This window comes from Yersinia sp. 1252 StPb PI (assembly GCF_048593885.1).
In the GTDB taxonomy this organism is placed as follows: domain Bacteria; phylum Pseudomonadota; class Gammaproteobacteria; order Enterobacterales; family Enterobacteriaceae; genus Yersinia; species Yersinia enterocolitica_E.
The window spans coordinates 1-13,690 of the sequence record NZ_JAZGQE010000134.1; the positions used below are offsets into that span (position 1 = coordinate 1).

A 13,690-nucleotide genomic window follows, 5' to 3' on the forward strand; every position below is an offset into this window, starting at 1 on the left:
GATAGCACCGCGATTAATGGTTTCAACAGCATGGGCGTTGACATCAACCCCAATCACTTTCTTCTTGCGCGACGCGAAAGCAGCAGCAGTTGGCAGACCAATGTACCCAAGACCGATAACAGAAATAGTTTCAAAACTCATAACGTCACCTGATGATTCTTTAAAGCTTCAAGGATGCGTTGACAGGCATGCCCGTCACCGTAAGGATTATGCGCCCGTGTCATTTGATGATAGGCAGTTTCATCAGTGAGCAAGCGGGTCACTGCATCGACAATTTTATTAATATTAGTGCCAACCAACAGAACCGTACCGGAATCGACTGCTTCCGGGCGTTCGGTGGTATCACGCATCACCAACACCGGCTTACCTAATGAAGGCGCTTCTTCCTGAATACCGCCAGAATCGGTCAGGATCAGGTAAGCGTGGTTCATCAGATACACGAATGGCAAGTAATCTTGCGGGTCAATCAGAATGATATTATCAATACCCTTCAAGATGCGATTGACCGGCTCACTGACATTCGGGTTGAGATGCACCGGATAAACCACCTGCACCTCGGGGTGCTTAAGGGCAATTTCAGCTAACGCACTGCAAATCCGCTCAAAACCACCACCAAAGCTCTCACGACGGTGACCCGTGACCAAAATCATCTTCTTACTGATATCAAGGAACGGGTAACGTTGCGCCAGGCTGGAGCGTAACTCCGGGTTATTCATCACCCGATCCCGCACCCAGAACAGCGCATCGATCACCGTATTGCCGGTGACAAAAATGCGGTTCTCCGGCACCATCTCACGGAGCAGGTTTTGGCGGGAATTCTCGGTCGGTGCGAAATGGTACATAGCAAGATGCCCCGTCAGTTGACGGTTGGCCTCTTCCGGCCACGGAGAATAGAGATTCCCTGTGCGCAATCCCGCCTCGACGTGGCCGACAGGAATACGGTGATAAAATGCCGCCAGGCTGGTTGATAGTGTCGTGGTCGTATCGCCATGAACTAAAATAACGTCTGGCTTAAATTCTGCCAGAACAGGCTTTAACCCTTCCAAAATACGGCAGGTTATTTCCGTCAATCCCTGTCCCGGTTTCATGATATTTAAATCATAGTCCGGTTGAATCTCAAATAAGCGTAACACTTGATCCAGCATCTCGCGATGCTGGGCCGTCACGCAGACTCTCGATTCAAAGGCTTCATCCTGAGCCAAGGCATGCACCAGAGGAGCCATCTTAATGGCTTCAGGCCGGGTGCCAAAAACAGTCAACACTTTCACAGTGAATCTCTTTAAGGTCAGTTAGCCGCAGACAACGCCTGCAAGTTGGGCGCACAATGCGCCCATTAACGATTTATACTCTTTTTACCTGGCACTGCTACATGGCCGCTTTACCCGACGGCAACGCCAATGAATTACGCTGGTATACTGGTACGACGAACCAACACCACGCCAGCCCCAACTAGTGCGCCAATCGCACCCCACATAATCAGCAGGAAAATACGGCGCGGACTATCACGGGTAACTGGATCTTCCGGTGTACGTAAGTAGCGATATGTCTGGAACGTCTTATCCAACGTTGGACCGACGTTCAATGTTGCCAGCATGGCACGGTTCTGATCGTAATCAATATCAAAACTTGGTCCGGTAGCCTGTAATGTTTCCAAACGGGCTTCAAGCATCGGTTTACCCAGCATAAACATCTTGGAATCTGGTAACTGCTCTGCCGGAGTATCCGTTTGGTTTCGGTTAATTCCTTGCTGACCTGCGACTTTCAATGCTTGCTTAACTGCCGTCACTTCACGATCAAACACCGCTTGAGCGACCGCTTCTTGCCGTTTAACTTGTGCTTTCATCGATTGAGTACGAGCCGCCCATGCCCCTTGAATCTCATCGTTCAAATGGCTGGCAGCACGCTGACTGGCAAAATCAATATAACCACGAAGTAATTTATTGGAATCACTGGCCGTTTCTGCCGTCAATTTAATGCTGTCATTCAGCATTTTTTTGTCATCGCGTGGGGTGAAAACAATATTGTTTATCAGCTCATCCAGTAATGCGGCATCAGCCTTGGCATCACCTTCCAGACGCTGTTTGTAGTAATCACTTTGCAGCCAGAAATCACGACGGGTATCGTAAGCCGCAAGTTGGGTAATAAACTCACCATAAGCTTCGTCAGAGATACCGGGTTGTTCACTGGCAACTCCGCTATTAATGCGAGTATCCAGATTACGTAAAAACTGCTGCTGAGAATAAAAACCACCCAAATTATTGACTGTTGGCCGGTCAGTAATGGCTGTCGCACTCCATTGTTGTTTCACCAGATAGGAAACACCCAGCGCGATCGCAGCAAAAAGAATTGCCATACCGATAATCCACACCTTACCGCGCCAAAGAGTACGGAACAGGCTGCGGATATCTAATTCGTTATCCACAGTAGGCTCATTATTGGTAGACCCTGTTTTATCAGTCGACATAGATTCTGGTTTCATCACTGCCTAAAAGCCTCAGGTTAAGATTCATGCTTATTTTGCGATGCACGACGCATCCGACGCTTCATCCGTTTGATAAAACGTGCCACACGCCATGCTCGTTTAATGCAGTAGCCATACAACAGAAATGCAAGCAAGAATAATGCCAACATCACCCATTCAGGGACAAATGTCAGCCTTTCGCCAATAACACCAATCGCCGCTAACAACGCTGCCGCCAGTGTAATTAAGACAAATGCCTGCCGTGAGGTAAAACCGGCACGCATAATCAAGTGGTGGATATGTTGACGGTCTGGTGAGAAAGGACTCATTCCTTTACGTAAACGCCGGTACATGATGGCAATCATATCCATCAATGGAATTGCAATAATCCATAATGCAGTCACCGGGTTAATCGGATGGGAATTCCCTTGTGTGGTTTGCAGCAACATCCAAATAGCGGTGAAGCCAATTAGCGTACTGCCCGCATCACCCATAAAGACTTTATAGCGACGCCCTAATAACCCAAGGTTTAACAGAATATAAGGCAAGATAGCGGCTATCATGGCAAAGCACCATAATGCCAATGCCATCAGCCCGCTTTGATACAATAGAATACCCATGGCACCGAAAGAGACACAAGACAGCCCCCCCAGTAAACCATCAATACCATCCACCATATTGAAAGCATTTATCGCCGCCCACACCGCGAACAGTGTGACGACATAGCCAAATGGCCCTAATGACATCTCCCACGGACCAAAAGCATGTCCCAGGCTCCGCAAATAGAGCCCCGCGACTGCCATCATGGCGATACCCACCAATGCCTGAACAAAGGCACGGATTTTTACACTGATATCAAAGCGATCATCTAAAGCACCAATGAACACCAATAAACCGGCGCAACCGAGATAGAGTCGGAAATGAGGGATCTGCTGATTGGTTATCAGAAAGGTAAAACAAATACCCGCAAACACGGATATTCCGCCCACTAATGGAATCAACCCTTGGTGACGTTTGCGATAATTAGGTTTATCAACAAGTCCGATTTTCTTGGCAACTTTGCGAGCAACAAATAAAAATGCCAGAGAAAACAGGAATATAACAAATATCTCAGTACTCATAGTGAGTAAGTTCACGTTTAACCGCTCTCTGCAAAAATGATACGACAGCTTAGCATGCGGCTTGGCGCATACCATGCCTTCCCCACGCTTTCAGTTATTTCCGAATATGATGACAGCCTTGCTTGTTATTCCCAACTCTATTTTTTGCTATTTTCTCATTGGTAATGAGAATAACTACCAAAATAGCCATAAATTATGGAATGCCTATCACTTAATGGATAACAAGCCCAACTATCGTATATTCCAAAAGCAAAAAACGCCACGACTGTGCGTGGCGTTTTGACTGATTTTACTCGACTTACGAACGTCTCATATTATCGAAGAACTGATCGTTAGTTTTCGCTGTTGCCAGTTTACTGATGAGGAACTCCATCGCATCGATTTCACCCATTGGATGAAGAATACGGCGCAAGATCCACATTTTTTGCAGCTCTTCAGTGGTGGTCAGCAGCTCTTCTTTACGTGTACCAGAGCGGTTGAAATCGATGGCTGGGAACACACGTTTTTCGGCAATTTTGCGCGATAAATGCAGTTCCATGTTGCCGGTACCTTTAAATTCTTCATAGATAACTTCATCCATTTTAGAACCGGTATCAACCAATGCCGTGGCAATGATGGTCAGGCTACCGCCCTCTTCAACATTACGTGCAGCACCAAAGAAACGCTTAGGACGATGCAAGGCGTTAGCATCCACACCACCTGTCAGCACTTTACCTGAAGCAGGAACCACGGTGTTGTATGCTCGGGCCAGACGAGTAATGGAGTCCAGCAAGATGATAACGTCTTTTTTGTGCTCAACCAGACGTTTCGCTTTCTCGATAACCATTTCAGCTACCTGAACGTGACGGGATGCTGGCTCATCAAAAGTGGAAGCAATAACTTCACCCTTAACCAGACGTTGCATCTCAGTCACTTCTTCAGGACGTTCGTCAATCAGCAATACCATCAAGACGCAATCAGGGTGATTGTAAGCAATGCTGGTAGCGATGTTCTGCAACAGCATAGTTTTACCCGCTTTAGGCGGTGCCACAATCAGGCCACGTTGACCGCGACCGATTGGCGAGGCCAAATCAAGTACACGGGCAGTTAAATCTTCCGTCGAACCATTACCACGTTCCATGCGCAGACGAGAGTTGGCATGTAATGGGGTTAAGTTTTCGAACAGGATTTTGTTACGGGCGTTTTCCGGTTTGTCGTAGTTAACTTCGTTAACTTTTAACAATGCAAAATAACGCTCACCCTCTTTCGGCGGACGAATCTTACCGGCAACGGTATCACCAGTGCGAAGGTTGAAACGGCGAATTTGGCTTGGGGATACATAGATGTCGTCGGGACCGGCGAGGTAGGAGCTGTCTGCAGAGCGGAGGAAACCAAATCCATCCTGCAATATCTCCAATACACCGTCACCGAAGATATCTTCTCCACTTTTCGCGTGCTGCTTAAGAATAGAGAAAATAATATCTTGTTTACGCATCCGGGCCAGGTTTTCCAGCCCCATATTTTCGCCAAGTGTTATCAGATCAGAAACCGGCGTGTTCTTTAATTCGGTAAGATTCATAATGGTGGGTTCTTAAACTCGGGGTATGTCTCGAACTATGGTCGTGAATGGTATGGCAGCGTCATCCGTGCCTGTTTAATGGGACATTCAATCACCGGCCTTGAGCAAACTACGCAAGTAATGACTTACGCGGGATTTGCGCGACACAACGGTCAAAAGATTGAAGGTACCTTAGACTGATTTGTAAAACCGTTAGACTGTCAAAAAACTGATTGAGTTCATAATCATTCTCAACACACATTATTTCGACATAGAGTAAAGCTTTAGATTCAAACTATTTAGGTGCTACAGACTATTTATTAGATGCTAAAGAGTAAATTAGATACTAAAGAATAAGCTAGATGCTATAAACCCGGACTCGATACACAGGAATGTTCTATATGCAGTAGAGTAAACTTAACACGCTTCTTTGCAGGCGTCTAGCGGTCAGTGTGAGAAATCACAACTGCCGCTAAACATACCCTACAGCCTTGCAGCCACAGCCGTGTTAGCCGCTATTACAACTCAGCCCATCCATGAACCTCACCTCGTTGAGCCCGCTGCAAACAGTGCTCAAATCTGCTTCTGGCAGATTTGTCGCCCGAATCACTAACCTTAGTCAGCTCATCGAAGCTTACTTGCTGCAACGCCAACGACTTTGGGTATTGACGGCTAATACCGCTTACAGATTTGCATCCAAGAAGGCTTTAAGCTGGCCTTTAGACAAGGCACCCACTTTGGTGGCCACTACTTCACCGTCACGGAATAACAACAGTGTAGGGATACCACGGATACCGTATTTCGGTGCCGTGCCCTGATTGTCATCAATATTCAATTTAGTGATGGTCAGTCTGCCTTCGTACTCTTCAGCAATTTCATCCAAAATCGGAGCAATCATCTTGCACGGACCACACCATTCAGCCCAGAAATCGACCAGAACCAGGCCGCTGGCTTTCAGCACGTCAGTGTCGAAGCTGTCGTCACTCAGGTGAATAATTTTATCGCTCATGTTCTACTCCAAAGGATTGTGTCTACCTCGTTGGTGTAGCATTAACCAACAATAGGATGACTTTATTTCACCGGATACGCTTTCGTAAAGCAATAGTTAGCTGATATTCTACCACACTATGAGCAAAACACACTTGACCGAACTGAAGTTTTCCGACTTCGCCCTGCACCCGCTAGTTATAGAAGCTCTTGAAAACAAAGGGTTTCATAACTGTACGCCGATCCAGGCGTTAGCATTGCCACTCACCCTCTCTGGGCGTGATGTAGCGGGTCAGGCGCAAACAGGTACCGGCAAGACGCTGGCATTCTTAGCGTCTACTTTCCATTATTTGCTTTCTCACCCGGCTGAAGAGGGTCGCCAGACTAATCAACCACGCGCATTGATTATGGCACCAACGCGTGAATTAGCAGTACAAATTCACTCCGATGCGGAATCACTTTCCCAGATGACTGGCCTGAAATTAGGCTTGGCTTATGGTGGTGACGGCTACGATAAACAGCTTAAAGTGCTGGAAAGTGGCGTTGACATTCTGATCGGTACTACTGGCCGTTTAATCGACTACGCGAAACAAAATTATATTAACCTCGGTGCGATTCAGGTTGTGGTCCTGGATGAAGCTGATCGGATGTACGATCTAGGCTTTATTAAAGATATCCGCTGGCTGTTCCGCCGTATGCCTTCCGTTGATAAACGTTTAAACATGTTGTTCTCTGCCACACTCTCGTACCGGGTACGTGAATTGGCATTCGAACAAATGAATAACGCTGAATATGTTGAAGTGGAACCGTTACAAAAAACCGGCCACCGCATTCAGGAAGAGCTGTTCTACCCTTCAAATGAAGAAAAAATGCGTCTGCTTCAGACGTTGATTGAAGAAGAGTGGCCAGACCGCTGTATTATTTTTGCCAATACCAAACATCGTTGTGAAGAGATCTGGGGTCACCTGGCTGCAGATGGTCATCGTGTTGGTTTACTGACCGGTGATGTGGCACAGAAAAAACGCCTGCGTATTCTGGAAGATTTCACCAAAGGTGATTTGGATATTCTGGTTGCTACCGATGTTGCCGCCCGTGGCTTGCACATTCCACTGGTCACCCATGTGTTCAACTATGACCTGCCTGACGACTGTGAAGACTATGTTCACCGCATTGGCCGTACCGGTCGTGCTGGCGAAAGTGGTCATTCTATCAGCCTGGCATGTGAAGAGTACGCGTTAAACTTACCGGCTATCGAGACCTACACCGGTCATAGCATTCCGGTAAGCAAATATAATAGCGATGCGCTATTAACTGATTTGCCGGCGCCAAAACGTCTGGCCCGTACCCGTACCGGGAATGGCCCACGCCGTAACTCTGCCCCACGTCGCAGTGGTGCACCACGGAATAACCGTAAGCGACCGAGCTGATAAATGATGCTAAGTTCCACCTCACTTTATGCTGCCATCGATCTTGGCTCCAACAGTTTCCATATGTTGGTAGTACGTGAGGTGGCAGGCAGTATCCAGACGTTGGCCCGAATCAAGCGGAAAGTCCGTCTGGCTGCGGGTCTGGATAGTCAAAACCATTTATCACAAGAAGCGATGGAACGCGGCTGGCAATGTCTGAAGCTCTTTTCAGAACGTTTGCAGGACATTCCTTTGGACCAGATCCGGGTGGTTGCAACTGCAACCCTGCGTCTTGCCTCAAATGCTGAAGAGTTCCTGCAAACTGCAATCGACATTCTTGGTTGTCCGATTCAGGTCATCAGTGGCGAAGAAGAAGCTCGTCTGATTTATCACGGTGTGGCACATACCACCGGTGGGCCGGAGCAGCGTCTGGTAGTGGATATCGGCGGTGGTAGCACCGAACTGGTCACCGGCAATGGTGCTCAAGCGAACATTCTCGTCAGTTTATCAATGGGTTGCGTCACCTGGCTGGAACGTTATTTTAGCGATCGCAATCTGGCAAAAGACAATTTTGAGCGTGCGGAACTGGCTGCACGTGAGATGATCAAACCGGTCGCGAAACGTTTTCGTGACCATGGCTGGCAAATTTGTGTTGGAGCATCGGGTACGGTTCAGGCCCTACAAGAAATTATGGTTGCTCAGGGCATGGATGAACTGATCACGCTGGCCAAATTACAACAGCTCAAGCAGAGAGCCATTCAGTGCGGCAAGTTGGAAGAACTGGAGATTCCCGGTTTAACACTAGAACGAGCGCTGGTTTTCCCCAGTGGTTTGTCTATCTTGATTGCGATATTTCAGGAACTGGCAATTGACAGTATGACACTGGCTGGCGGCGCGCTGCGCGAAGGGCTAGTCTACGGCATGCTTCATTTACCGGTCGAGCAAGATATTCGTAGCCGGACAGTGCGCAATTTGCAGCGCCGTTATTTACTCGATATCGAACAAGCCAAACGCGTGAGCAAGTTAGCCGATAATTTTTTTTTACAGGTAGAAAAAGAGTGGCAACTCGATAATCGATGTCGGGAGTTATTGCAAAATGCCTGTTTGATTCATGAAATTGGTCTAAGTGTCGATTTTAAACGTGCTCCCCAACATGCTGCTTATCTGATCCGCAATCTAGACCTACCCGGCTTTACCCCCGCGCAAAAGCTATTACTGTCCGCATTATTGCAAAATCAGAGTGATACTCTCGATTTGTCCCTGTTGAATCAGCAGAATGCATTGCCGGTGAATATGGCACAACATCTGTGCCGAATCCTGCGTCTGTCGATTATTTTCTCCAGCCGTCGGCGGGATGATACCTTACCAGCTGTCAGGCTACGGGCCACGGGCGAGGCTCTTTATGTGCTGCTACCTCATGGCTGGTTACAACAGCACCCTTATCGAGCAGAAGCGCTGGAACAGGAAAGCCATTGGCAAAGCTATGTCCAATGGCCACTGTCATTAGAAGAACTTAATTAAATTCTTTGCTGTTGGGCGGCCTGGGTCGCCCTATCCCCTCATCCTTCACACTGAAATCTCTACAAAACCATTAGATTGTGATCATCCTCAGCTTAAAAAAGAAACATTGTGTGTATTTTTATAAAACAACGTTTCTTTTTTGAAGGAGGTAACAATGCGAGCACAGCTTCAACGTCCACATAGCTTGGCTATGTTGGTAATGATGTCCAGTCTGATAGCCAGCACCCCAACAGCAATTGCAGCTAAAGCAAGTGCCCACGATGCCCCGCAACAGCTTCAGGTTCCTACTCTCGCTTATGATGAGAGCACTATTGTATTAGTGTGGAAAGCACCAGAAGACACCGGTAAAATTGTCGATTATCAAATTTATTCTGCTGGAAAGCTGCTGGGCAAAGCCAGTGATAACAATAATAAATTCTCTCCCGCCAAGCCCTATATTGATCACTTTTATGCCAATGATAAAGATAATTTCCAGCATAAGATTGTGCTACAAAACTTCACCGTTGATGGCCTGAAACCTGATACCCGCTATCAGTTCACGGTAAAAGCCCAATATGCTGATGGCTCGTCATCCGCTGCCAGTAATCTTGTTACGGCAAAAACCAGCGCCAAACCACAAATCGTCAACGTGCGCGACTTCGGCGCAGTTGATGATGGCAAGACATTGAATACCAAGGCGATCCAACAGGCAATCGATAGTTGTAAGCCGGGCTGCCGGGTTGAAATCCCTGCGGGTACTTTCAAAAGTGGCGCGTTGTGGCTAAAAAGTGATATGACCCTCAACCTGCAAGCAGGTGCAACACTATTAGGCTCAGAGAACCCTGATGATTATCCAGCGGGTTACCGTTTATATCCCTATTCTACCATTGAGCGCCCAGCCTCACTGATCAATGCCATTGACCCGAATAAAAGCACACCAGGGACTTTCCGCAACATCCGTATTACCGGTCCGGGGGTGATTGATGGTAATGGCTGGCAACGGGCAAAAACGGCTGAAGTGACCGATGAGCTAGGTCATCGATTGCCACAATATGTGGCGAGCAAAAACAGCAAAGTGCATGAAGATGGGATTCTGGCTAAAAATCAGGTTGAGAAGGCTGTTTCTGATGGTATGGATTTGAAAAATGCCTATGGTCAACGTCGCTCCAGCCTGATGACATTGCGCGGTGTAGAGAACGTCTATCTGGCAGGTTTTACCGTACGTAACCCCGCATTCCACGGCATCATGAATCTGGAAAACCACAACGTGGTCGCCAACGGTTTAATTCATCAAACCTATGATGCAAACAACGGCGATGGTATCGAGTTTGGTAATAGCCAAAATGTAATGGTGTTTAATAACTTCTTTGATACTGGCGACGACTGTATCAATTTTGCTGCCGGTACTGGAGAAAAAGCACAGCAGCAAGAGCCGATGAAAGGTGCATGGCTGTTTAATAACTATTTCCGTATGGGCCACGGTGCCATTGTAACCGGTAGCCATACCGGTGCCTGGATTGAGGATATTCTGGCGGAAAACAACGTGATGTATCTGACCGATATTGGCCTGCGTGCCAAGAGCACCAGCACCATTGGTGGCGGCGCCCGTAACGTGACATTCCGTAATAATGCCATGCGCGATTTGGCCAAACAGGCGGTAGTGATGACGCTGGACTATGCCGACAGTAATGCCAATATCGACTATCCACCAGCTAAAATACCGGCTCAATTCTATGATTTCACAGTAAACAATGTGACATTAGATAATATAACCGGCAAAAACGCTGTGATTGAAATCAAAGGCGATACGGCAAACCAAGCCTGGCACCGTTTGGTACATGTCAACAATGTGCAATTGAAACAGGTAAACCCAACCGCTATCAGTGATTTACGTGACAGTGAATTTAATAACGTGGTCTTTACTGAGTTACGGGGTGATACCCCTTGGCACTTCAGCGACGTGAAAAACGTGACTGTCGATGGCAAACCCGTAACGCCTTAGCGGGGCAAAAACGGGCAGATCCAGACACTGCCCGTTACTGTTTTCGCCTTCGCGGCTATTTTTAGCTTTGACTACTGTTTCTTCGCATTTGCTAATTGCGCACGAATATTGGCCAGATGACTCTGGCCTTTCTGCATCCGCTCTTCCGGGCTAACGGCTTTGCGCTCATCTTCCCATTTCAAGTCATCTTGCGGTAACTCCATCAGAAAGCGACTGGGTTCCGGCCGAATCAGCTCACCATACTGCCGCCGCTCTTTGCACAAGGTAAAGAACAACTCACGCTGGGCGCGGGTGATACCCACGTAGGCCAAGCGCCGCTCTTCATCTACATTATCTTCATCGATACTGCTTTGATGCGGCAGCAAGCCCTCCTCCATGCCAACCAAAAACACATAAGGGAACTCCAGCCCTTTGGAGGCATGCAAGGTCATTAATTGCACTTGATCCACTTCTTCATCACTTTCCCCGCGCTCCATCATGTCGCGTAGGGTAAAACGTGTAACGACCTGAGTGAGCGTCATCGGCTCATTCAGCTCAGAGCCTTCCAGCATTTCAGTCATCCAACTGAATAAGAGATTAACGTTCTTCATCCGCATTTCTGCCGCTTTGGGGCTGGGAGAGGTTTCGAACAACCAACTTTCATAATCGATGCCGTGAATCAGATCGCGCACTGCCGCCACTGGCTCACGTTCTACCAGCCGAATAATACTATCCATCCAGTGCGTGAAACGCTGCAATGACTCCAAACCACGGCCTTTCAGATGCTCGCCTAATCCCAAATCAAAACTGGCTCGAAACAGGCTTTTATTACGTAAATTGGCCCATTCTCCCAGTTTTTGCACGGTCGTTGAACCAATCTCACGCTTGGGTGTATTCACGATACGTAAAAATGCACTGTCATCGTCCTGATTGGTCAATACCCGCAAATACGCCAATAGGTCTTTGATCTCTGGCCGCGAGAAAAATGAATCGCCTCCCGAAATACGATAAGGGATACGGTTTTGCATCAGTAGCTTTTCGAACAACCGCGACTGATGGTTACCGCGATACAAAATGGCGTAATCACTGTATTGAGTCTTTTTGACAAAGTGATGGGCGATAAGCTCACCGATCACTCTTTCCGCCTCATGATCTTCATTATTAGCAGTGATCACTTTCAGCTCATCGCCATAACCCAATTCAGAAAAGAGTCTCTTTTCAAAAACATGGGGGTTATTGGCAATCAGAATATTTGCCGCCTTTAGAATACGGCCCGAGGAGCGGTAATTTTGCTCCAGCTTGATCACCTGCAATTGCGGGAAGTCTTCATTCAATAAGACTAAGTTCTGTGGTCGCGCTCCACGCCATGAATAGATAGATTGGTCATCATCACCGACTACGGTAAAACGCGCCCGGTTGCCCACCAGTAATTTAACCATTTGATATTGGCTGGTATTGGTATCTTGGTATTCATCGACCAGTAGGTATCGCAGACGATTTTGCCAGCGTTCGCGCACGTCCAGATTGTTTTGCAGCAGCAGTGTCGGCAGGGTGATAAGGTCGTCGAAATCCAACACATTGCAGGCTTTCAAATGGGCGTCATATAAGCCGTAGCAATGCACAAACAGCTTATCACGCTCGGATCGCGCCAGTGCCGCCGCCGCCGCTGGCGAGAGCAGATCATTCTTCCAGTTGGAGATCTGGGATATCAATTGTTGCAGTAACGTTTTATCGTCTTCCAACCACTTGTGGGTCAGATCTTTCAATAGCCCCAATTGGTCCTGTGCATCAAACAGCGAGAAGTTGGATTTCATCCCCAACGCCACATACTCTTTTTTGATAATCTCTAATCCCAGAGTATGGAAGGTTGCTATCATCAAGCCACGTGCTTCTTTACGCCCCAATGTTTGCGCCACACGTTCTTTCATTTCACGCGCCGCTTTATTGGTAAAAGTCACCGCCGCAATATGTTTCGGTTGATAGCCACACTGGCGGATCAAATGGGCAATCTTGTTAGTGATAACTCTGGTTTTGCCCGATCCCGCACCGGCCAACACCAGGCAGGGGCCAGTAACGAATTCGACGGCTTGTTGTTGGCTGGGATTTAATCGCATGGCACTCAGAAGCTCAGTGGGTTAACGGGGGAACAGGATTGTAGCAGAAAGCGGTCGGCGAAAAAAAACCACCTGCTGTTTTTGATTTGTAAAACGCTCGCCGCAGTGGCCCCATCACGACCAAAATACGCTACACTGGCGCGCTTCAAGACCTATTGAAGATAACCTTCGTTCAAATAACTATGTAGTCTAAATAACTTAGTGGTGATTGTTACTATGGCAAACAAAGCTTCTGCACTGCACATTTTGGTTGATGATGAAAAGCAGGCAAACGATATTCTGGCGCAATTGAATAACGGCGCAAATTTCCAAGAGTTAGCGAAAAAATTCTCTAACTGCCCGTCAAAACGTAATGGCGGCGATTTGGGCGAGTTCAATAAAGGGGATATGGTCCCAGCTTTCGATAAAGCGGTATTTAGCTGCGAACTGCTGCAACCTTATGGACCGGTTAAGACCCAGTTTGGATATCACATCATTAAAGTGTTATATCGTAACTAAGTTAGTGATGCGCCACCTTTCTGGCGGCGCAATAACTCAGTTTTAGTCCAGTGGCTCTCATCTGATGTAATCCTCATGCTATAAG

10 protein-coding genes and 1 pseudogene are annotated in these 13,690 nt (G+C 47.5%); 4 read left to right on the forward strand and 7 right to left on the reverse strand.

Features of this window, described 5'->3' with window-relative positions:
• From wecC to trxA, 6 genes and pseudogenes are all read right to left on the reverse strand, one after another.
• Positions 1 to 141 (reverse strand): annotated as a pseudogene (gene wecC, locus V2A85_RS17090) (UDP-N-acetyl-D-mannosamine dehydrogenase); the annotation flags it as partial.
• Positions 138 to 1,268, reverse strand: a complete 1,131-nt coding sequence (wecB, locus tag V2A85_RS17095; RefSeq protein WP_372560084.1) for a non-hydrolyzing UDP-N-acetylglucosamine 2-epimerase — start codon at positions 1,266 to 1,268, stop codon at positions 138 to 140. The gene wecB and the pseudogene wecC, both read right to left, overlap by 4 nt.
• Before the next feature lie 134 nt (positions 1,269 to 1,402).
• A complete protein-coding gene (wzzE, locus tag V2A85_RS17100) occupies positions 1,403 to 2,479 on the reverse strand; it encodes an ECA polysaccharide chain length modulation protein (protein ID WP_372560085.1) in 1,077 nt (358 codons plus the stop codon).
• A 20-nt stretch (positions 2,480 to 2,499) separates the two neighbouring features.
• Positions 2,500 to 3,597 carry a UDP-N-acetylglucosamine--undecaprenyl-phosphate N-acetylglucosaminephosphotransferase gene (gene wecA, locus V2A85_RS17105; RefSeq protein ID WP_372560086.1) on the reverse strand — a complete coding sequence of 366 codons (1,098 nt, stop codon included), beginning with the start codon at positions 3,595 to 3,597 and terminating at the stop codon, positions 2,500 to 2,502.
• A gap of 283 nt (positions 3,598 to 3,880) precedes the next feature.
• A complete protein-coding gene (gene rho, locus V2A85_RS17110) occupies positions 3,881 to 5,140 on the reverse strand; it encodes a transcription termination factor Rho (RefSeq protein WP_004704159.1) in 1,260 nt (419 codons plus the stop codon).
• A 661-nt stretch (positions 5,141 to 5,801) separates the two neighbouring features.
• Positions 5,802 to 6,128 (reverse strand): thioredoxin TrxA, encoded by a 327-nt coding sequence (gene trxA / locus V2A85_RS17115; protein ID WP_004714235.1) that lies wholly within the window; start codon positions 6,126 to 6,128, stop codon positions 5,802 to 5,804.
• 118 nt (positions 6,129 to 6,246) lie between these two features.
• Here trxA and rhlB point away from each other — a divergent pair, with 118 nt between their 5' ends.
• From rhlB to V2A85_RS17130, 3 genes are all read left to right on the forward strand, one after another.
• Positions 6,247 to 7,533 carry an ATP-dependent RNA helicase RhlB gene (gene rhlB, locus V2A85_RS17120; protein WP_005190253.1) on the forward strand — a complete coding sequence of 429 codons (1,287 nt, stop codon included), beginning with the start codon at positions 6,247 to 6,249 and terminating at the stop codon, positions 7,531 to 7,533.
• A gap of 6 nt (positions 7,534 to 7,539) precedes the next feature.
• Positions 7,540 to 9,033, forward strand: coding sequence for an exopolyphosphatase (gene ppx, locus V2A85_RS17125; protein WP_372560668.1), 1,494 nt, complete (start codon positions 7,540 to 7,542; stop codon positions 9,031 to 9,033).
• A gap of 154 nt (positions 9,034 to 9,187) precedes the next feature.
• Positions 9,188 to 11,014: a glycosyl hydrolase family 28 protein gene (locus tag V2A85_RS17130; RefSeq protein WP_420071925.1), complete on the forward strand. Its 1,827-nt coding sequence runs from the start codon at positions 9,188 to 9,190 to the stop codon at positions 11,012 to 11,014.
• Positions 11,015 to 11,085: 71 nt separating this feature from the next.
• Here V2A85_RS17130 and rep read toward each other — a convergent pair whose 3' ends face one another.
• Complete coding sequence (gene rep / locus V2A85_RS17135) at positions 11,086 to 13,107, reverse strand: DNA helicase Rep (protein WP_372560088.1); 2,022 nt, start codon at positions 13,105 to 13,107, stop codon at positions 11,086 to 11,088.
• A 216-nt stretch (positions 13,108 to 13,323) separates the two neighbouring features.
• Between rep and ppiC the strand changes: the two genes are divergently transcribed.
• Positions 13,324 to 13,605 carry a peptidylprolyl isomerase PpiC gene (ppiC, locus tag V2A85_RS17140; RefSeq protein WP_004704164.1) on the forward strand — a complete coding sequence of 94 codons (282 nt, stop codon included), beginning with the start codon at positions 13,324 to 13,326 and terminating at the stop codon, positions 13,603 to 13,605.
• Positions 13,606 to 13,690 lie beyond the last annotated feature (85 nt).